At 68.9% G+C, this 18303-nt stretch carries 18 protein-coding genes and 1 tRNA gene; 11 read left to right on the top strand and 8 right to left on the bottom strand.

What is annotated here, in order from left to right:
- Positions 1 to 32: 32 nt before the first annotated feature.
- A complete protein-coding gene (locus tag ACGFH8_RS11095) occupies positions 33 to 1880 on the top strand; it encodes a 2-oxoacid:acceptor oxidoreductase subunit alpha (protein ID WP_393366059.1) in 1848 nt (615 codons plus the stop codon).
- A complete protein-coding gene (locus ACGFH8_RS11090; RefSeq protein WP_393366057.1) occupies positions 1873 to 2907 on the top strand; it encodes a 2-oxoacid:ferredoxin oxidoreductase subunit beta in 1035 nt (344 codons plus the stop codon). The genes ACGFH8_RS11095 and ACGFH8_RS11090 overlap by 8 nt, the downstream gene beginning before the upstream one ends.
- Before the next feature lie 69 nt (positions 2908 to 2976).
- On the opposite strand, the gene ACGFH8_RS11085 is transcribed toward ACGFH8_RS11090, so the two are convergent.
- Positions 2977 to 3621, bottom strand: coding sequence for an FMN-dependent NADH-azoreductase (locus ACGFH8_RS11085; RefSeq protein WP_393366055.1), 645 nt, complete (start codon positions 3619 to 3621; stop codon positions 2977 to 2979).
- A gap of 82 nt (positions 3622 to 3703) precedes the next feature.
- On the opposite strand from ACGFH8_RS11085, the gene ACGFH8_RS11080 reads away from it, so the two are divergent.
- Positions 3704 to 4183: a MarR family winged helix-turn-helix transcriptional regulator gene (locus ACGFH8_RS11080; protein ID WP_393366053.1), complete on the top strand. Its 480-nt coding sequence runs from the start codon at positions 3704 to 3706 to the stop codon at positions 4181 to 4183.
- A 34-nt stretch (positions 4184 to 4217) separates the two neighbouring features.
- On the opposite strand, the gene ACGFH8_RS11075 is transcribed toward ACGFH8_RS11080, so the two are convergent.
- Positions 4218 to 5231 carry a potassium channel family protein gene (locus tag ACGFH8_RS11075; RefSeq protein ID WP_393366052.1) on the bottom strand — a complete coding sequence of 338 codons (1014 nt, stop codon included), beginning with the start codon at positions 5229 to 5231 and terminating at the stop codon, positions 4218 to 4220.
- A 210-nt stretch (positions 5232 to 5441) separates the two neighbouring features.
- Between ACGFH8_RS11075 and ACGFH8_RS11070 the strand changes: the two genes are divergently transcribed.
- From ACGFH8_RS11070 to ACGFH8_RS11055, 4 genes are all read left to right on the top strand, one after another.
- Positions 5442 to 5927 (top strand): helix-turn-helix domain-containing protein, encoded by a 486-nt coding sequence (locus ACGFH8_RS11070; protein WP_393366050.1) that lies wholly within the window; start codon positions 5442 to 5444, stop codon positions 5925 to 5927.
- 134 nt (positions 5928 to 6061) lie between these two features.
- Positions 6062 to 6664, top strand: coding sequence for an ATP-dependent Clp protease proteolytic subunit (locus ACGFH8_RS11065; RefSeq protein ID WP_393366048.1), 603 nt, complete (start codon positions 6062 to 6064; stop codon positions 6662 to 6664).
- Between the two features lie 71 nt (positions 6665 to 6735).
- Complete coding sequence (locus ACGFH8_RS11060) at positions 6736 to 7503, top strand: hypothetical protein (RefSeq protein ID WP_393366046.1); 768 nt, start codon at positions 6736 to 6738, stop codon at positions 7501 to 7503.
- A 177-nt stretch (positions 7504 to 7680) separates the two neighbouring features.
- Positions 7681 to 8031, top strand: a complete 351-nt coding sequence (locus tag ACGFH8_RS11055) for a DoxX family protein (protein ID WP_393366045.1) — start codon at positions 7681 to 7683, stop codon at positions 8029 to 8031.
- Between the two features lie 60 nt (positions 8032 to 8091).
- Here the strand turns inward: ACGFH8_RS11055 and ACGFH8_RS11050 are convergent, their stop codons facing one another.
- Positions 8092 to 8394 (bottom strand): hypothetical protein, encoded by a 303-nt coding sequence (locus ACGFH8_RS11050; RefSeq protein ID WP_393366043.1) that lies wholly within the window; start codon positions 8392 to 8394, stop codon positions 8092 to 8094.
- A gap of 167 nt (positions 8395 to 8561) precedes the next feature.
- Here ACGFH8_RS11050 and ACGFH8_RS11045 point away from each other — a divergent pair, with 167 nt between their 5' ends.
- Complete coding sequence (locus tag ACGFH8_RS11045; RefSeq protein WP_393366041.1) at positions 8562 to 9944, top strand: DHA2 family efflux MFS transporter permease subunit; 1383 nt, start codon at positions 8562 to 8564, stop codon at positions 9942 to 9944.
- Positions 9941 to 10894: a sigma-70 family RNA polymerase sigma factor gene (locus tag ACGFH8_RS11040; RefSeq protein WP_393366039.1), complete on the top strand. Its 954-nt coding sequence runs from the start codon at positions 9941 to 9943 to the stop codon at positions 10892 to 10894. Before ACGFH8_RS11045 ends, ACGFH8_RS11040 begins: the two co-directional genes overlap by 4 nt.
- Before the next feature lie 120 nt (positions 10895 to 11014).
- Here ACGFH8_RS11040 and ACGFH8_RS11035 read toward each other — a convergent pair whose 3' ends face one another.
- From ACGFH8_RS11035 to ACGFH8_RS11025, 3 genes are all read right to left on the bottom strand, one after another.
- The gene (locus tag ACGFH8_RS11035) at positions 11015 to 11704 is read right to left on the bottom strand and encodes an alpha/beta fold hydrolase (protein ID WP_393366037.1); all 690 of its coding nucleotides are present in this window, start codon (positions 11702 to 11704) and stop codon (positions 11015 to 11017) included.
- An 89-nt stretch (positions 11705 to 11793) separates the two neighbouring features.
- Entirely contained in the window at positions 11794 to 12405 is a 612-nt protein-coding gene (locus ACGFH8_RS11030; protein WP_393366035.1) for a hypothetical protein, read from the bottom strand.
- Positions 12406 to 12730: 325 nt separating this feature from the next.
- Positions 12731 to 12806 (bottom strand) — tRNA-Arg (locus ACGFH8_RS11025).
- 395 nt (positions 12807 to 13201) lie between these two features.
- Here ACGFH8_RS11025 and ACGFH8_RS11020 point away from each other — a divergent pair.
- Entirely contained in the window at positions 13202 to 15901 is a 2700-nt protein-coding gene (locus tag ACGFH8_RS11020) for an RICIN domain-containing protein (protein WP_393366033.1), read from the top strand.
- A 118-nt stretch (positions 15902 to 16019) separates the two neighbouring features.
- Here ACGFH8_RS11020 and ACGFH8_RS11015 read toward each other — a convergent pair whose 3' ends face one another.
- Positions 16020 to 16472 carry a group II truncated hemoglobin gene (locus ACGFH8_RS11015; RefSeq protein WP_393366032.1) on the bottom strand — a complete coding sequence of 151 codons (453 nt, stop codon included), beginning with the start codon at positions 16470 to 16472 and terminating at the stop codon, positions 16020 to 16022.
- Positions 16473 to 16634: 162 nt separating this feature from the next.
- Positions 16635 to 17594, bottom strand: a complete 960-nt coding sequence (locus ACGFH8_RS11010; RefSeq protein ID WP_393366030.1) for a hypothetical protein — start codon at positions 17592 to 17594, stop codon at positions 16635 to 16637.
- Between the two features lie 162 nt (positions 17595 to 17756).
- Here ACGFH8_RS11010 and ACGFH8_RS11005 point away from each other — a divergent pair, with 162 nt between their 5' ends.
- Positions 17757 to 18299: a TetR family transcriptional regulator C-terminal domain-containing protein gene (locus ACGFH8_RS11005; protein ID WP_393367070.1), complete on the top strand. Its 543-nt coding sequence runs from the start codon at positions 17757 to 17759 to the stop codon at positions 18297 to 18299.
- The last annotated feature ends 4 nt before the right edge of the window (positions 18300 to 18303 follow it).

Raw genomic sequence — 18303 nt, 5'->3', positions numbered from 1 at the left:
CGAGCCCCGCAGTCGCGAACGAAGGTGGCAGAGTGACCAAGCAGATCCGTCAACTCGACCGGGTGGTCATCCGGTTCGCCGGTGACTCCGGCGACGGCATGCAGCTGACCGGCGACCGGTTCACCTCGGAGACGGCGCAGCTCGGCAACGACATCTCCACGCTGCCAAACTTCCCCGCCGAGATCCGCGCTCCCGCCGGCACCCTGCCCGGCGTGTCGAGCTTCCAGGTGCACTTCGCCGACTACGACATCCTCACCCCGGGCGACGCGCCGAACGTGCTGGTGGCGATGAACCCGGCGGCCCTCAAGGCCAACCTGGCCGACCTGCCGCGCGGCGCGGACATCATCGTCAACACCGACGAGTTCACCAAGCGCAACCTCGCCAAGGTCGGCTACCAGGCCAGCCCGTTGGACGACGACTCGCTGGCCGGCTACGTCGTGCACCCGGTGGCGCTGACCTCGATGACCGTCGGCGCGCTCACCGACTACCAGGTGTCCAAGAAGGACGCGGAGCGGTCGAAGAACATGTTCGCCCTCGGCCTGCTCTCCTGGATGTACTCGCGGCCCTACGAGTCGACGCTGCGCTTCCTGGAGCGCAAGTTCGCATCCCGTCCGGAGCTGGTCGCCGCGAACGTCGCCGCCTTCCGGGCCGGCTGGAACTTCGGCGAGACGACCGAGGACTTCGCGGTCCGCTACGAGGTCAAGCCGGCGAAGATGAAGCCGGGCACCTACCGCAACATCACCGGCAACGCGGCGCTCTCGTTGGGTCTGGTCGCCGCCGGGGTCCGCTCCGGGCTGCCGGTGTTCCTCGGCGCGTACCCGATCACGCCCGCGTCGGACATCCTGCACGAGCTGAGCAAGCACAAGCGCTTCGGCGTCACCACGGTGCAGGCCGAGGACGAGATCGCCGCGGTCGGCGCGGCGCTCGGCGCGTCGTACGGCGGGGCGCTCGGTGTGACCACCACAAGCGGCCCCGGCGTGGCGCTCAAGAGCGAGACGATCTCCCTCGCGGTGGCGCTGGAGCTGCCCCTGGTGATCGTGGACGTGCAGCGCGCCGGCCCGTCGACGGGCATGCCGACCAAGACCGAGCAGGCCGACCTCAACATGGCGCTCTACGGCCGGCACGGCGAGGCGCCCGTCGCGGTGATCGCGCCCCGGTCACCGTCGGACTGCTTCTTCGCGGCGCTGGAGGCGGCCCGGATCGCGCTCACCTACCGCACCCCGGTGATCCTGCTGTCCGACAACTACGTCGCCAACGGCTCCGAGCCGTGGCTGCTGCCCGACGTCGAGTCGCTGCCCGACCTGCGGGTCGAGTTCGCCACCGAGCCCAACGGCGAGGACGGCACCACCTTCCTGCCCTACCTGCGTGATCCGGAGACCCTGGCCCGGCCGTGGGCGATCCCCGGCACGGCCGGACTGGAGCACCGGATCGGCGGCCTGGAGAAGGCCGACAAGACCGGAGACATCTCCTACGACCCGGCCAACCACGATTTCATGGTGCGTACCCGCGCCGCCCGGATCGAGGCGATACCGGTGCCGGACATCGAGGTGGAGGACCCGGACGGCGACGCCCGGGTGCTGGTCCTCGGCTGGGGCTCGACGTACGGGCCGATCGGCGCGGCGTGCCGGGGGGTTCGCCAGCGCGGGCTGTCCATCGCCCAGGCGCACCTGCGGCACCTGGCCCCGATGCCGGCCAATCTCGGTGCGGTGCTGCGCGCGTACGACAAGGTGGTCATCCCAGAGATGAATCTGGGCCAGCTCGCCCACGTCATCCGGGCCCGCTACCTGGTCGACGCGATCAGCTACAACCAGGTCCGCGGCCTGCCGTTCACGGCCGCCGAGCTGGAGACGACGCTGGAAGAGGTCCTGAAGAATGTCTGAGCCCGTCGCCCTCAAGCTCACCGCGAAGGACTTCAAGTCCGACCAGGAGGTGCGCTGGTGCCCCGGCTGCGGTGACTACGCGATCCTCGCCGCCATCCAGCAGTTCATGCCGGAGCTGAACATCCCCCGCGAGCGGACCGTCTTCGTCTCCGGGATCGGCTGCTCGTCGCGCTTCCCGTACTACATGAACACCTACGGGATGCACTCGATCCACGGGCGCGCCCCGGCGATCGCGACCGGCCTGTCGGTGTCCCGGCCGGACCTGTCGGTCTGGGTGGTCACCGGCGACGGCGACGCGCTCTCCATCGGTGGCAACCACCTGATCCACGCGTTGCGGCGCAACGTCAACCTCAAGATCCTGCTGTTCAACAACCGGATCTACGGTCTGACCAAGGGCCAGTACTCGCCGACGTCCGAGGTCGGCAAGGTCACCAAGTCGACCCCGGCCGGCTCGGCGGACGCCCCGTTCAACCCGCTCTCGCTCGCGCTCGGAGCGGAGGCCAGCTTCGTCGGCCGGACCATCGACTCCGACCGCAAGCACCTCCAGTCGGTGCTGCGGGCCGCCGCCGAGCACGAGGGTTCGGCGTTCGTGGAGATCTACCAGAACTGCAACATCTTCAACGACGGGGCGTTCGAGCAGCTCAAGGACCCGTCCACCCGGGACGACTACCTGATCCGCCTGGAGCACGGCCAGCCGATCACCTTCGGTGCCGACGGGCAGTTCTGCGTGGTGCACCCGCCGGGCGCCTTCGGTCTGGAGGTGCGGGAGACCAGCTCGGTCCGCCCGGAGGAGATCGTCGTGCACGACGCCACGGTGGCCGATCCGGCGTACGCCTTCGCGCTGTCCCGGCTGCCCGGGCTGGACCTGCGCAACACTCCGATCGGGGTGTTCCGCTCGGTGGACCGACCGTCCTACGACAGTGTGGTGCAGGGTCAGCTCGCGGCCGCCCAGGCGACGGTCACCGAGTCTCCCGAGCAGCAGCTCGCCGGCCTGCTGGCCAGCGGCGACACCTGGACGATCCTCTGATCCGACAGTGTTGACGAGAGCGGCCGTCCCCGATCCGGGGGCGGCCGCTCTCGTCGTACCGGCGGTGCCTCAGCGCTGGGCGGAGGCCGGCGTCCAGAGGTTGTCGATCTCCTTCTCGGTCGCCGTCAGGCTCGCCTCGTGCAGCGGGATCAGCTCGGCCATCGCCGGCACCGAGGGTGCCAGGGTCAACTCGGTGCTGATGAAGCGCGGCTCCAGGCCGGTCATCGACAGGCCGTGCGGGAGCCACTGCTCCGCGTGGTCCCAGCCGTGGCGCGGGGTGCCCTCCCCGTAGCCGCCGCCCCGGGTGGCCAGCACCACGAACTCGCGGCCGCCGAGCAGGCCCTCCTGCGTCGTCGGGTCGTAGGCGAGGCCGGCGACGATCAGGTGGTCGACCCAGGACTTGACGCTGCTGGGCGCGCCGTAGTTGTAGAGCGGCAGGCCGAGCAGCACCACGTCGGCCTGCTTCACCTCGTCGACGAGCCGCTCGCTGAGCTCCCAGGATTCGCGCTGGGCCGGGGTGTGCTGGTCCGGCGGTGTCATCCGGGCCAGGCCGCCCGCCGCGTCGAGGTGCGGCAGCGGTTCCGCGCCGAGGTCCCGGTAGGTCACCGTGCCGTCCGGGTGGGCCGCACGCCACGTGGCGACCGCGCGGGCGGTGAGCCGACGGCTGATCGACCAGTCGCCCCGAATGCTTGAGTCGATATGCAGCAGATGCATTATTCCTCCTCCAAGGATCGTCTGTGCAGCACCAACTATTTATAGCAGGCCGATGTTCCGTCCGGTCGGTAGACTGGGTCACATGTCCGCCCTGCCGCCCGCCCCCTCGGAGCACCGCTCGGGTGCCCTCCTGGACCATCTGGCGCGGCGGATGCGGCTGCGGTCGGAGTCGGTGCTGGCGCCGCTGGGCCTGCGGCCGCGGCATCTGGTCGCGCTCACCGTGCTGCGAGCCGGCGGTGGCACCAGCCAGCAGGCGCTCGCCGCCATCCTGGAAATGGACAGCACGAACATCGTCGGACTGCTGAACGACCTGGAAGCGGAGCAACTCGTCGAGCGCCGCCGCTCCCCCGAGGACCGCCGCCGGCACGTCGTCGACCTCACCGAAGACGGTGCGAAACGCCTCAGCGAGGCCGAATGCGCCCTCGCCGGAGCCGAGGACGAGGTGCTGGGAGCGCTGGCGCCCAGCGAGCGGGAGACGCTCTACGAGCTGCTCCGGCGGGCCTCCGCCACGACGCCGGTCAGCTGCACCGAGGCGATCTGCACCGGCGACGAGACCTTCTGAGCCACGCCTCTACCGCCCGCTCACGACGGGACGGTCAGGCGGTCGTCGCCGACTGCGGACGATCGTCGCGGACGTGCACGAGCATGTCGCCGGTCTCGATCACCGCACCGGCCCGGTCGGCCAGGGTGACCACCTTGCCCCGCCGCACCAGGGCGATCACCAAGGACTCCAGCTCGCGCGGCGAGCGACCCACCTCGTCCCGCTCCGCCGAGCGCATCGCCAGCGCCATGCCCTGACCCGGAGTGAGCAGATCCTCCACCACGTCGATGAGCGGCGGGGCCGAGGTCGACAGGCCGAGCAGCCGACCCGCGGTGGCCGACGAGACGATCACATGGTGCGCGCCACTCTGCTTGAGCAGCGGGGCGTTCTCCGCCTCCCGCGCCGCGGCGATGATGCGGACCTGTCCGGCGGTGAGCTGCCGTACGGTCAGCGCGACAAGGACCGACGCGTCGTCACTGTCGGTCGCGATGATCACGGCCTTGGCGTTCTTGACGTGTGCCTCGTTCAGCACCGACGAGCGGGTCGCCGAGCCCTCGATCGCCACCAGACCGGCGGAGGTGGCCTGCCGCAGGGCGGCGGCGCTGCGCTCCACCACCACGATCCGCGACCGGTCCAGACCGTTCTCCAGCAGGGCGGAGACCGCGCTGCGCCCCTTGGTGCCGTAGCCGCAGATGATGACGTGGTCCTTCACGGCTCTCCTCCACCGCGACAGGCGACGGCCGGTCCGGTACTGCTCGGTCAGAACTTCCAGGGTGGTGCCGACCAGGATGATAAGGAAGATCACTCGGGCCGGGGTGATGAAGAGGACGTTTACCAGTCGGGCCGACGGCGCGGCCGGGGTGATGTCCCCGTAACCGGTGGTCGAGAGCGACACGACCGCGTAGTAGAAGCAGTCGAGCAGGGTGAGGCCGTCCTCGTTGACGTCGCGGTAGCCCTCGCGGCCCAGATAGACGGCGGCGACCACGGCGAAGACCAGGCCCAGCGCAGCGGCGAGCCGAAGGCTCAGCGCGCTCAGTGGGCCCCGGCGCTGCGCGGGAAAATGGATCACCGTCGAACCTGCCCCGCCACCGTCGCCTGCACGAGCACAACATAGCGGGTACGCCGGCCCCGGCACGTCCGGGTTGCGCAGCGGACACAGGTGTCCCGCGGAGCCGTACCGCTCCTGGGCGCGCGACCGGGAGAGGATGGGTCGGCCCGGAAGGCCGGGGACGGGCATGATGAGGGTGTTCCCGACGACGACCGCGAAAGTGAGGCCGGCATGTCGTTGCTGCGACGAGTCATCGGCGGAGTGCTCCGCCGACTGCGCCAGAGCCAGGGCCGCACGCTGCGCGAGGTGGCCGCCACCGCCGGAGTCTCCGTGCCCTACCTGTCCGAGGTGGAGCGGGGCCGCAAGGAAGCCTCCTCCGAGGTGCTCGCGGCGATCTGCCGGGCGCTCGGCATCCGCCTGTCCGACCTGTTGGAGGAGGCCCGCGACGACCTGCGCCGGGTCGAGCCCCGCATCCCGGCCGCACCCCGGGCGCAACTCACCCGGACCGAACGGGCCGAGGTCGCCCGACACGACGCGGGTCAGCACACCCTACGGACGAGCAGGCCGGTCCTGCACCGGGCGCCCGGGGCGAGCGGCCCGACCCTCTGCGTCGGGGCGATGGCCTCCGCTGGCGGCTCGCGCCCCGGTCCGCGTACCGCCGCTCTGCGGGGTTGCGCGTGGGTCCGGGCGGGCGCGCGGCGGCTGACCGCCGCGTAGGCCGCGCCGGTTCTGCCGTCGGCGAATCTGCCACCCGCAGAATCACTGGGCCAGCGACTGCCGTCGCCCGCACGCTGAAGGGGCCGGTCCACCGGGCGGTCCCACCGCTCGCCGGCGTGGTGGAAGGCGGCGGCATGATCTCCCACGGGGTACGGATGCTGGACGGCGCGCAGCCGTCCTTCGGCGACCAGGTGTTCGAGCGGCTGCTGCGGGAACGGATCGTCTTCCTCGGCACCGAGGTGACCGAGGAGTCGGCCAACCAGCTCTCTGCGCAGATCCTGCTGCTCGCCGCCGAGGACGCCGATCGGGACATCTTCCTCTACATCAACTCGCCGGGCGGGTCGGTGAGCGCGGGGATGGCGGTCTACGACACGATGCGCTACGTCCGCAACGACGTGGCCACGCTGGCGCTCGGGCTCGCCGGCTCGATGGGGCAGTTCCTGCTCTGTGCGGGCGCCGCCGGCAAGCGGTACGCGCTGCCGCACTCGCGGATCATGATGCACCAGCCCTCCGGCGGAATCGGCGGCACCGCCTCGGACATCACCATTCAGGCCGAGAACATGCTGCACGTGAAGCGGACGATGCAGGAGTTGACCGCCGAGCACAGTGGACGGACCCTCGACGAGATCCAGCAGGACTGGGACCGGGACCGGTGGTTCACCGCCGAACAGGCCCGGGACTACGGCCTCATCGATCAAGTGATCACCCGAGCCCAGCAACTGCCGACGCCGGTCTGATCCGCCCCGGCCTGCTGGCGCCGCCACCACTGGCGAAAATCGGGTAGCGGCCGCCTATTAGGGTCACGTCTATGCGCCGACTGATTCCCACCCTATCGATAGCCCTCGCCGTCGCCCTCGTCGGCGGCTGCGGCACCAAGTCCGACGACTCCGCGGCGCCCGGCGCCTCGGCCGCCCCGGCACCGTCCACAGTCGAACCGGTCGCGGCCGTCAAGCAGGGCATGGACCGCAGCCTCGCGGGCACGCTCAGCATGCAAGCCTCCGTCAAGGCCGGCAACCAGTCGATCACCCTCGGCGGAAAGATGGACCCCGTCGCCAAGGCGATCCAGATCAGTGGCAAGGCCCCGGAACCGATCGAGGTCCGGCTGATCGGCAACACCGCCTACATCAAGTCGGAGTCGATGGAGGGCGAGAAGCCCTGGATGAAGATCGACCTCGGCAAGCTCAAGCCGACGAGCACGCTGCGTCAGTCGTTCGACCTCAAGTCGCAGACCGGCCTCGTCGGTGGCACCGTGTCCGCCCAGGAGGTGGGCGGCGGCCGTTACACAGGCATCGCCGATCTCAACAAGGCCGCCGAGGCCGCCAGCACCGAGGCCGGAATGCGGGAGGGCCTCCAGTCGACCGCCAAGTTGGCGAAGGACCCGACAGCGGTTCCGTTCGAGGCGACCCTCGACGCCGACGGACGCCTCACCGCGCTCTCCTACACCATCGCCACGAAGTCGCTGGGTGACCTCGTCACCGAGATGAAGATGAGCGACTTCGGCAAGCCGGTCACGGTGGAAGCGCCACCCGCCGGCGAGACCGAGGCTGCCGCCGACGAGATGTACGCGTTCCTCTGACCGACCGACACATCGTCGGCGGCACAGGCGTGGGCTGCGGGTCTCCCGCAGCCCACGTTGCGCCTGACACACCACACGACCCGGCGTGGCACGCGCTGTGCCCCAGGTCACAGCACCTCGGGTAACAATTCACGGCACCGACCCGTCCTTGAGGCAGACAACCACAAGGGAGGGCACATGTTCGCCGCTTACGTCACGCTCACGATCCTCGCCTCGGTCTTCACCGGCATCGCCGCCGTCACCTACCTGATCGGCCACGACTACCCGAAGGCCCAGATCGACATGAAGCGCCTGCCACATTCGTGGATGCCCCGGTTGGGCCTGACGCTGGCGGCCGGCTCCCTGGGGCTGCTGGCCGGTTTCGCCGTACCGCTGGTGGGCACCCTCGCCGCCGCTGGCCTCGTGCTGTACTTCGTCGGCGCGCTCATCGCGCACCTGCGGGTGGGTTCCCGCCACCTGGTCGGGTGGGCCGTCTTCTTCACCACCACCGTTGCCACGCTGGCGGTGAACCTGGCCTACCACTGGTGAACCGTGCCGGCGGACCTTCTCGTGGTTGCCTCGTCGTCGGCTGCCGATCGGGCCCGGCGGTCAACTGCCGACGGTCAGCACCGCCGCGTCGTACGAGCCGACCAGAGTGGCGTCGTCGCGGGTGGGGCTGACGGCCAGACGCTCGCCGAAGGTGCGCTGGAACTCCTGAAAGGCGGCCAGTTCGGTGAGGCCGTCGCCGTCGACCACGTGCACGAAGGTGACCCCGTCCGCCAGCCGGAAGGAGCTGTACCGCAGGCCGGGTGGTGCCGTGGCCGCCAGTTCGGCGAAGACGTCCTCGATCAGGCGCTGGTTCTCGTCCGCCGCTCCGGGCTTGGTCTGGTAGCGGATCACTGCTGCACTCATCGGGCTCTCCTCGCTGGATGTCGCTGTCACTACTACTGACCACGCGATACCCGGAAACTCATCGCCGCGATTAGTCCGGCCCTCCACCACGGTCAGTACCAGTGACAGCGACCTTCTGGAGGACCTTCGTGAGCAACATGGGGCGGACGACCGTCGAGCAGCGCTGGGTGCTGGGCCTGACCTCGATCGGCTCGTTGATGGTGGCGCTCGACGTCCTGGTGGTGGCGGCGGCGCTGACCACCATCAGGCAGGACCTCGGTGCCTCGATCGAACAGCTGGAATGGACGGTGAACGCGTACAGTCTCAGCTTCGCGGTGCTGTTGATAACCGCGGCGGCGATGGGTGACCGGTGGGGCCGGCGCCGGACGTTTGCCGCCGGCCTCGCCTTCTTCACCATCGCGTCGGCCGCCTGCGCGATGGCGACCTCGGTGCCATGGCTGATCGCCGCCCGCACCGTCCAGGGTGTCGGCGCGGCCGCCGTGCTGCCGCTCGCGATCGGCCTGCTCGGCGCCGCCTTCCCGCCCGAACGCCGCGGCTGGGCGATCGGCATCTTCAGCGGTCTGACCGGCCTCGCCGTGCTGGGCGGCCCGATGCTCGGCGGTGCTGTGACGGAGGGCCTGGCCTGGCAGTGGATCTTCTGGATCAACGTGCCGGTAGGAGCGCTTGCCATCCCACTCGTACTACGCAAGATCCCCGAGAGCTGGGGAGTGGCTCGCCAGGTGGACCTCCGCGGGGGAGTCCTGATCACCCTCGCCGTTCTCGGCATCGTTTGGGGCGTCGTCCGCGGCGAGATGTCGGGCTGGACCAGCCACCGGGTGATCGGCTCGTTCGCTTTCGGAACCCTGCTGTTGCTGGCATTCCTGGCCTGGGAACGTCGCGCGCCGCAGCCGATGGTGCCGCTGTCCTACTTCCGTTCGAAAGCGTTCTCGGCCGGCAACGCGGCCGGCTTCTTCCTCACCGCCGCCCTCTACGGCGCGGTGTTCTTCTCGGCCCAGTACATGCAGGTCGCCTTCGGCTCCGGCCCGCTGAAGGCCGGGCTGCAGCTTCTCCCCTGGACCGCGACACTCTTCCTGGTAGCGCCGATCGCCGGGCGCTTGGCGGACCGGGTCGGAGAACGCCCGCTCGTCGTGACGGGACTGGCTCTACAGGCCGTCGGCATGTTCTGGATCAGCCAGGTCGCCGACGACTCGGTCCGCTACTCCGGGCTGGTGCTGCCCTTGATCGTGGCCGGTTGCGGCGTTTCCATGGCGATGCCCGCGACGCAGAGCGCCAGTGTCGGCGCGTTGCCGCGCGAGGCCGTCGGAATCGCCTCCGGCATCTACACCATGATGCGGCAGCTCGGCGGGGTCGCCGGAGTCGCCGTCACGGCCGCGGTGTTCGCCGCCGCCGGCGGCTACGACTCCTTCACGCCGGGATTCACCCGGGCGGTGGCCGTGTGCGGCGTGCTGTCATTGCTCGGAGCACTTTCCGGACTCGGGATAGTCTCACGGCCCAGTCCGAGTCCGAAGGCGGTGGCTGCTCGTCAGGAGCCGGCGGAGGAGTTGCGGTGAACCTGGAGGACGAGTTCGCGCAGTACCGGGGTGAGCTGGTCGCGCACTGCTATCGGATGCTCGGCTCACTGCACGACGCGGAGGACGCGGTTCAGGAGACGTACCTGCGTGCCTGGCGGGGGTTCACGGAGTTCGAGCAGCGCTCGTCGGTGCGGACCTGGCTGTACCGGATCGCTACTCGGGTCTGCCTGAACGCGTTGCGGCACAGCAGCCGCCGGCTGGTGCCATCGGCATTGGGTGCTCCTGGCACCGATCCTGACTCCCTGGAGGCGCGAACTCTGGAGGCGACCTGGCTGGAGCCGTTCCCGGATCTCATGGCGAACGCTGACCCGGCTCTGGTCGTGGGGGCTCGGCAGAGCCTCAGACTGGCGATGATTGCCGCGCTGCAGCACTTGCCGCCGCGACAGCGCGCGGTGCTGATTCTGCGGGAGGTCCTGGCGTGGCAGGCGTCTGAGGTAGCGGACCTGCTCGAAACGACGACAGCGGCGGTGAACAGTTCGCTCCAGCGGGCGCGCGCGGTACTCGCCAAGCTCGCGCCGGTCGAGGACCAGTTCAGCGAACCAGACGAACCAGCCCGCCGTGCGCTGCTCGACCAGTACGCCAAAGCCTTCGAGAAAACCGATCTGGTCGCCTTGAAAGGCCTGCTGACCCAGGACACGCGGTGGGAGATGCCGCCGATTCCCACCTGGTTCGACGGTCGCGAGGACGTACTGCGTCTGTTGAGGACCAAGCTGCTGCCGGAGGAGGGCCGACGGATCATGGTAGAGACGTCCGCGAACGGGCAGCCCGCATTCGCCTGCTATGTCCGTGGACGGGACAATTCCTTCCACGCGCACACCCTGCAGGTGCTGACCCTGACCGAGGCCGGCGTCTCTGCGGTGCTGGCGTTCCACCGGGCCGATCTGTTCCCCCTGTTCGGTCTGCCGATCAACCGGCATCAACCGGGGTGAGGCCGCGTCGTCGAAAGCCTTCGCACTGGACGGGCGCCCTCGACCTGCGACCCGACCCCTGGCGGAGGATGTTGCACACCGCTGTCGAGCGACGACCGGCGGCACCAGCGGACGGCGTCGTTACTCGGCGAGAAAGGCCGTCAGGATCCGGAGAAACTCGTCGGGGACGGCCTCGTGGACCATGTGACCGGCCGTGATCGTCGTCAGCCGCGCGTCGGCCAGGCGTTCGGCGAGTTCGACGAGGTGCTCCTGGGGGATGGAACTCGCCGGGCCGCCACCGATGATCAGCGTGGGCGCCGTGATCTGGGCGACGATCTCGGCCCAGCCCGGATCCGGATCGTCGATCTCCGGTCGGATCTGCTCCACCAAGTGCCAGTCGAAGGGCAGGTCCCCCGCGGGACGCTCGGGGAGTCCGGGCGGGCGCGGGTGCAGATATCCGATGTCCTCGAGCACGAGTCTGCGGACGCTGTCCCGCCGTTCGGCGGCCACCCGGCAGGCCACCAGGCCGCCGAGGGAATGGCCGACCAGGTCCACCGTTCCGAGATCCAACTGCTTCAGGACACCGACGACGTCGTGCGTCAACAGTTCCAGGCTGTAGCTGCCGGGCCAGTCGCTGGCACCGTGACCCCGCAGGTCGACGGCGTACACCGTGCGCTCGGCGCGCAGACCGGAGGCGATCACGTCCCAGTCACGCGCACTCCTGCCAAGGGCGTGAAGCAGCACGGCAGGCGTCCCGCTGCTGTCAACTGCGGACCACTCCCGCAGGGAGAGGTGCAGATCTCCGACCGCGACGTCCATCAACTCAGGCATGCCCCGAGCCTGGCCAACAGTCGACCCGGATTCAAGACATTCGTCCGTGGGCAGAAGAGCGGGCCCTGCCGCACGGGCGCGGGCGCGCATCAGAGCAGGCGCTTCAAGGCCTGGGTGAGTCCGACGCCCTTGGCGTGGGTGAGTAACCGCTTGCCGGGTTCTTGGTCGCCCCAGACCTGGATACGGTCGGCGCTGTGCGAACTGTGGCGTTTCTCGAAATCCATCGCTCGCACGTCGCGATCGTCGAGGTCGGCCACCAGGTGCTTGTGCGTGGTAAAGAATGTCGATTTGCCGTTCTCGGTGCCGAGGAACTCCTCTTCCCACACCACTACCCTCTTCAAGCTCCCGTCCGGCAGCAGGACCACGTGGTGCTGCTCGTGGGTGGTTTCTTGTTGGGTGGCGTTCCGGTTCCTGGTGTTGCGCTGGATGTGATTGTGACGTCTGTCGAGCAGCCAGTGGGGTCCGACGACGTCCACCCGTCGGGCCACCGCGACCCGCTCCGACCTGGTCTCGACCCTGGTGAACATGTCGAAGAGGCCATGTTTGACCTCCACCCGCTTTGTCTGCGTCTCGTATTCGGTCGTGGTGTAGGAGATGGCGCTTTCCGTCGGCTTGCGGGTCTCCCTGGCGACGCGCTTGGCATAGGCCCGGATGCGGGCCCAGTCCAGGGTGGTGGCTTCGTACGCCAACTTGTCGGGCAACGGTTCCTCCCACAACGTCGGGCGCTGCTTCAGCCGCGCGGGACGGGAGCGCAACCGCGTCGTACCTGACGCGGCCCGCCGCTACGGCCCGGTCACCGGCCGCCTCTTGTCGATGACGGTACAGGCACCCTCGACGAGGGATCGACATCTCTAGATTGAACGCCGCGGATCTTCAGCAGTTGTCGCACGGCGCCAGCCCGCGTCGCCGGCCTCGCCTCGCCGTCGGGCACGGTTGCCACGAGCATCGAGGGTGCCCGGATGGCCCGAGCCGCGCATCCGCCGACAGAAGACCCTGGCTGGCTTTTCGCTGGTCAAGACCTCGCACTGGTGCCCCCGGCAGGATTCGAACCTGCGACACACGGTTTAGGAAACCGATGCTCTATCCCCTGAGCTACGGGGGCGCGAGTGGTCAGTGTAACGACCTGCGGGCTGACCTGCGTTGGCAGGGAGTGGCCCGTGTCGACCCGCGTCGACCCGGCGGACGGCCCCGACCGACGGCCACGCGGCGAGTTGGCGGCCGGCGCGTCGACGGTGGCGCCGAGGGGGCTTTCATCCTACCTTTACTGCGGCTTTCGTACAGGCTTGGTGGTATTTCGAGCTTCGGCACAAGATAGATGGTTGGAAATCCTTGACTCGGTGCTCGTGTTGCCGGTTAATCACATCTACATGTCGGCTGTGTTCACCCGCCCGGGTGGTCGAGGACGTCGGTGGATCGTCGAATCGATTCGACTACGGTCGGCGCACACGCCTTGACTCGAAGTCATGAGAGCTATCGGGTGAGTCACAGGAGGTAACCGTGCATCGTACGAACGTCCGCTGGGGCGGCCGGTTGTCGGCGTCGGCCAGAGGCCTGGCCGCGACCGTGGCCCTCAGCCTGCCTCTGACGCTGGGCGGTCTGACCATGGCGACCCCCGAGCCGGCCCTGGCCACGCCTGTCGCGACGCAGAGCGTCGCGGCCGCCGGTGTTGACGGTGTGGCGGCCGGTAACGCCGCGATCGCCTCGGTCGATCTGAGCGGGACGTGGAGCTTCACGCCCTCGGGTCGGGGAACGACCTCGATCGCGGTGCCCGGTGGCGGCTGGTACAAGCAGGGCTTCACCGACGTGACCGAGGCGGTGTACTCGCGCAGCATCACCGTGCCGGACTCGGGACAGCCGCAGTCGACCTGGATCGAGTTCGGCGCCGTGAACCACCAGGCGACGCTCTCCGTCGACGGCCGGGTGGTGGCGACCCAGACGACGGCGTTCACCCCGTCGAACTTCGATATCAGTAGCTACGCCGCACCGGGCACCACCCACACGATCAGTGTGCAGGTGAAGGGCCGCGGTGCGTTTCGGTCGTCCGACGGCAAGTACCTGGTCCCCATCGCGGCCGACTGGTCCGAGGCGGTACCGCAGGGCATCTACCGGTCCGCGTCCCTGCGGGTGTACCCGGCGGTGTACGTCAGCGACGCGTTCGTCCGTACCTCGGTGGCGAACCGCACCCTCAGCTACGACGTGTCGGTGACCAACTCCTCGTCCTCGACCAGAACGGTCACCCTGGGCGGGTCGATCACGTCCGACGGCGCGGGCTCGTTCAGCTACCCGCAGTTGCCGCAGCAGACCGTGACGGTGGCGGCCCGTTCGACGGCGAAGGTCACGGTGGGCCCCGTGGCGTGGGACCTCGGCGCCACCTCGTACTGGTGGCCCAATGTGCCGTACCGGTCCGGATACCGGGCCCAACTGCACCGCCTGGCGATCCACGCCACCGCTGACGACGGCCGCACCAGTGACGCCACGTACCGCTTCGGGTTCCGGGAGAGCACGCAGAACGGCGAGTACTACTACCTCAACGGCGTGCGGGTGAACTTCCGTGGCGACAGCCTGCAGGGCGCCGACTACGACCGGGTCAACTACGGCGGAAAGGGCGACGCGTACGACACCCTGCCCGGCTTCCTGCCGCCGTCGTCCGGCAACGGCGGCTGGCCCGCGGCGGTGAACAACTACCAGCGTCTCAACTACAACGTGGTACGCATGCACATGGAACCGGCCAGCCCGTACATGCTCGACGTGGCCGACGAGATGGGCCTGATGGTCATCGACGAGACCGCCATCCGCAGCGGTTCCCAGGACTTCGTGTCCGGACGCAACAACATGGTGGCCCACGCTCGTGCGCTGACCCTGCGCGACCGCAACCATCCGGCGATCATCCGATGGAGCCAGATCAACGAGCCCAGCTCCAACAACAACGACTCGCAGCAGTTCCAACAGGACCTGTACGCGGCGATGAACGGCAACGACGGCACCCGGCCCATCAGCATCGACGCCGGCCCGGGCGCGGACTCGCCCAGCCGGTACCCGGCCATGAACTACTCCAACTTCGCCATCTTCGGGCACTACCTGGACGGCGTCGGCCGCTACGGCGAGGCCCTGAACCGCCATTCCGGGCGCCCGGACGGCGAAGGCGAGTACATCTGGCCTGCCTGCAGCACCAAGCAGGGCTTTACGTGGTTCGCCACCGCGACTGCTGCCAAGCGCGGCAAGGACGCCAGCGACCTGCGCCCGTACACGCTGCTGTCCGCCTGGGCCAGCGTGGTGCCGGGCGTGCGAACCACCGACTTCACCACGGAGGAGAACACTCGCCCGGTCTACGGCGCGGACAATCTGCCCGACCCGTGGAGCAATGCACAGATCCAGCGGGTGCAGGCGGCGTTCAACCCGGTGGCCGCGATCGACCTTCCCTACTGGTCCGCCTCCGGCGTCTCGGACTCGAACGGCACCTTCCCGCTGGCGCAGGCCGTGCCCAGCTACGCCCGCAACGCCACGGTGACCCGCACCATCACCGTGTTCAACGACGACCTCACCGACACCTCGGTGAACCTGGCCTGGACCGCCCGGCTCGACAGCCCGACCGGTACGGTCGTCGCGTCCGGCAGCAGCAACCTGACCATCCCACTCGGCTCACGGGTGACCCAGCCGGTGTCCTTCACCGCACCCGCCACCGGCAGCCGCGTGTACCTGCAGCTGTCGACCGCCAAGTCCGGCAGCACCGTCTTCACCGACTCGGCCGAATACCTGAACCTCGGCGGAGGCGGCGGAACCGGGCCGGCAGCAGGCACCTACCGCATCGTCAACCGCAACAGCGGTAAGCCCCTCGCCATCGCCGGCAACTCCACCGCCGACGGCGCCAAGGCGGTCCAGCAGAGCGGCTCCCCCACGTGGACGATCAGCACCACCCAGGACGCGTACACCCTGCGCTACACCGCCTCCGGAAAGATGCTCGACGTCAACGCCGGCAGCACCACCCAGGGCCTGCAACTACAGCAGTGGTCGGCGAACGGCGGCACCAACCAGTCGTGGTACCTGCGGCCCACCGGCGACGGCTACTACACCATCGTCAGCCAGGCCAGCGGACTCGCCGCCGACGTCTACGCCGCCTCGACAAGTGACGGCGCGCAGGTCGTGCAGTGGACCGCCACCAGCGGGACCAACCAACAGTGGCAGTTCGTACGCGTCTGACCAGCGCCAGAGGTGGTGGACAAGTCCGACCGCCGGTGACCGTCTGACGAACGTTGTGATGTCTACTCGGGCGCGGGGGTTCCCGCGCCCGAGTAGACAAGTCTCATGCCGGCCATCTTCATGCCGAATCAGACTGCCGCGACCACGTCCACGCGGGAACTTCACGGATCGGATGCAGCTGGTCGTCGCTCTCGGCATGCGAGTTCTGCTGGGCCACGCGGGCGCCGAACTCGAGGTGTTCGCGCACGGCCGCGCGGAAAGCGTCATCGTCCGGTAGGCCGGCTTCATCGATCGCTTCGAGGTAGAGGGCGATGAACCGCTCCCGCTGCTCGTCGGTGATCTTCAGATGGCGGTGGACATCGATGATGTGCTGAAATCCCAATCCGCCGGTGAACCTGTCCGGGCCGCCGAAGGACTCGGCCGTGAACCACGTGAGGTGTTCGACATGGCTCGGCTGGCGAGCGGGGAACACGCCGCGCAGCACGGGGTCGTCCAGCACCTTCGTATAGAACAGTTCCTCGAGACGATGCAGCGCCTCGTCGCCGCCGGCAAACTCGTACAGAGTGGACATGGACTCGTCCTTCGTTGCCTGGACTGAGCGACTGGCGCGCTCGATCGCTGTGAACGTACCTCGTCGTGACAAGCATGGTGACCTCCGCGTCGACCTGGAGTGGCACGGATTGGCCCGGGGGTTCGACGGTGCTGCGGCGGGCCGGTGGCAGAGCCGCAGATGTCAGAGGCGGAAGATCCGAACTATCAACCCGGCGTCGTGCATCGTGTGTGGCGCGAAGGCGTGGTACGCCCAGGCGTGCACCCAGGCGTTTCCGGTCCGTACGGTGAGCCAGGTCTTGAATGCACCGGGCACCGTGTAGATGAGGAGCACGAACAGGATCGTCAGCGTGGCCTCGCGCGGCGACCCGAACCTGCCCCAGCCCTCGAACACGTGCAGTGCCGCGTACGTCAGGCCGCCGAGAACGAGGGTCGCGGTGGTGGAGCCGGTCAGACGGGCGTATCGGGGGACGAGGATGCCCTGCACGAAGATGACTGTGGGCAGCACCGTGCCGGCGAAGTACAGCAGGAATGTCAGTGGCACTCCGACGGCGAGTTGGCCCGGGGCCAGGCCGGCGAACGCGTGACCGAGCACCACCCATTGCGCGAGCGATTCGAGGACCAGCACGGCGAGGATGAGGATGACGTCGCCGCGCCGATCCGCCGAGCGCAGACACAACTGGCGGGCGGTGTAACGCCGCCGGAACCACAGGAGTGGCAACAGCGCGTAGACCACGACGTTGTACGTGGCCCAGCCGAGCGCCTCGGCGGGCCCGACCGGATCGGTGGTGCCGACGAGCGTACCGGCCAGGTGGAAGCCGATCGGGTGCCAGCCGAGCGCTCGGGCGATGAGCAGGCCACCGAGTTGGGCGAGGACGCCGTACGCCAGGACGAGTCCTGTTTCCCGGCGAGCGGTCGGGAGCGTCGGTGCGCGCTCGGCGATCATCGGTGCGGGTCGACCGCGGGTGAGCGCGAATGTGACGGCGGCGAGCAGCACCAACTCGACGAGGGTGGCCTGAGCGGCGATCACCTGGCCGATCCCGGATGGCGGGTCGTGCTGCGCCGGCCAGTCGAAGGGTGCGTCGCCGGGCGCGAGGAGCAGTACCGCGCCGTTGAGTGCGATCCAACCGACCACCGCTGCCATGAACCAGGGATGTTCTCGACGTGACACAGATGCCCCCGTTTATCTAGCACAGTTGTGTTAGCACAAGAAGGTAGCACGAGTGTGTTATAAAAAGTGGTGCCGAAGTTGGTGGATGCGCAGGCCCGACGGACCGAGCTCGCCGAGGCGGTCTGGCGGATCGTGATGCGCGACGGCCTCGAGCAGGCATCCGTGCGAAACGTGGCACGCGAGGCCGGCTTGTCGATGGGTTCGCTGCGCCACTTCTTCACCAGCCAGTCCGAGCTTCTCGGATTCGCCCTACGGCTGGTGGGAGAACGGATCGAGGGGCGGATCCGAGCCGTGGACACCACGGGCGACCAGCGTGCGGTGGTCCGGTCGATGATCGACGAGATGCTGCCGCTGGACCGGCCACGGCGCGGCGAGTGCGAGGTGTGGCTCGCGTTCACGGCACGCGCCGTCGTCGAACCGACAATGGCCGGCCTGCGCAGGGACATCGACAAAATCCTCACCGATGCCTTCATCACAATGATCCGGCGACTGGCCGACGCCGGTGCGCTCCGGCCCGGGCTCGATCAGTTGGTCGAGGCGGAGCGTCTCTATGCCCTCGTCGACGGCGTGATCCTGCACGCCCTCCTGCGCCCCGGCCGGACGTCGAACGCAACCGCCAAGGCCACCGTCGCTGCGCACCTCGACCAGATCGCGCCAGCCACCGCGGACGAACGCTGATCAG

The sequence above is a fragment of the Micromonospora sp. NPDC049175 genome (assembly GCF_043197345.1).
In the GTDB taxonomy this organism is placed as follows: Bacteria; Actinomycetota; Actinomycetes; order Mycobacteriales; family Micromonosporaceae; genus Micromonospora.
Note: the sequence above shows the minus strand (reverse complement) of the source record. Positions and strands in the feature narration are given on the sequence as shown.

What these genes read in the sequence shown, in the direction of transcription:
- ACGFH8_RS11085 (WP_393366055.1), bottom strand. Translation starts at nt 3,621, where the DNA reads ATGCATCTGCTGCATATCGACTCAAGCATTCGGGGCGACTGGTCGATC.
- ACGFH8_RS11005 (WP_393367070.1), top strand. Translation starts at nt 17,757, where the DNA reads ATGCGCGACGGCCTCGAGCAGGCATCCGTGCGAAACGTGGCACGCGAG.
- ACGFH8_RS11035 (WP_393366037.1), bottom strand. Translation starts at nt 11,704, where the DNA reads ATGCCTGAGTTGATGGACGTCGCGGTCGGAGATCTGCACCTCTCCCTG.
- ACGFH8_RS11070 (WP_393366050.1), top strand. Translation starts at nt 5,442, where the DNA reads ATGTCGTTGCTGCGACGAGTCATCGGCGGAGTGCTCCGCCGACTGCGC.
- ACGFH8_RS11060 (WP_393366046.1), top strand. Translation starts at nt 6,736, where the DNA reads ATGCGCCGACTGATTCCCACCCTATCGATAGCCCTCGCCGTCGCCCTC.
- ACGFH8_RS11080 (WP_393366053.1), top strand. Translation starts at nt 3,704, where the DNA reads ATGTCCGCCCTGCCGCCCGCCCCCTCGGAGCACCGCTCGGGTGCCCTC.
- ACGFH8_RS11090 (WP_393366057.1), top strand. Translation starts at nt 1,873, where the DNA reads ATGTCTGAGCCCGTCGCCCTCAAGCTCACCGCGAAGGACTTCAAGTCC.
- ACGFH8_RS11055 (WP_393366045.1), top strand. Translation starts at nt 7,681, where the DNA reads ATGTTCGCCGCTTACGTCACGCTCACGATCCTCGCCTCGGTCTTCACC.
- ACGFH8_RS11010 (WP_393366030.1), bottom strand. Translation starts at nt 17,594, where the DNA reads ATGGCAGCGGTGGTCGGTTGGATCGCACTCAACGGCGCGGTACTGCTC.
- ACGFH8_RS11065 (WP_393366048.1), top strand. Translation starts at nt 6,062, where the DNA reads ATGATCTCCCACGGGGTACGGATGCTGGACGGCGCGCAGCCGTCCTTC.
- ACGFH8_RS11015 (WP_393366032.1), bottom strand. Translation starts at nt 16,472, where the DNA reads ATGTCCACTCTGTACGAGTTTGCCGGCGGCGACGAGGCGCTGCATCGT.
- ACGFH8_RS11050 (WP_393366043.1), bottom strand. Translation starts at nt 8,394, where the DNA reads ATGAGTGCAGCAGTGATCCGCTACCAGACCAAGCCCGGAGCGGCGGAC.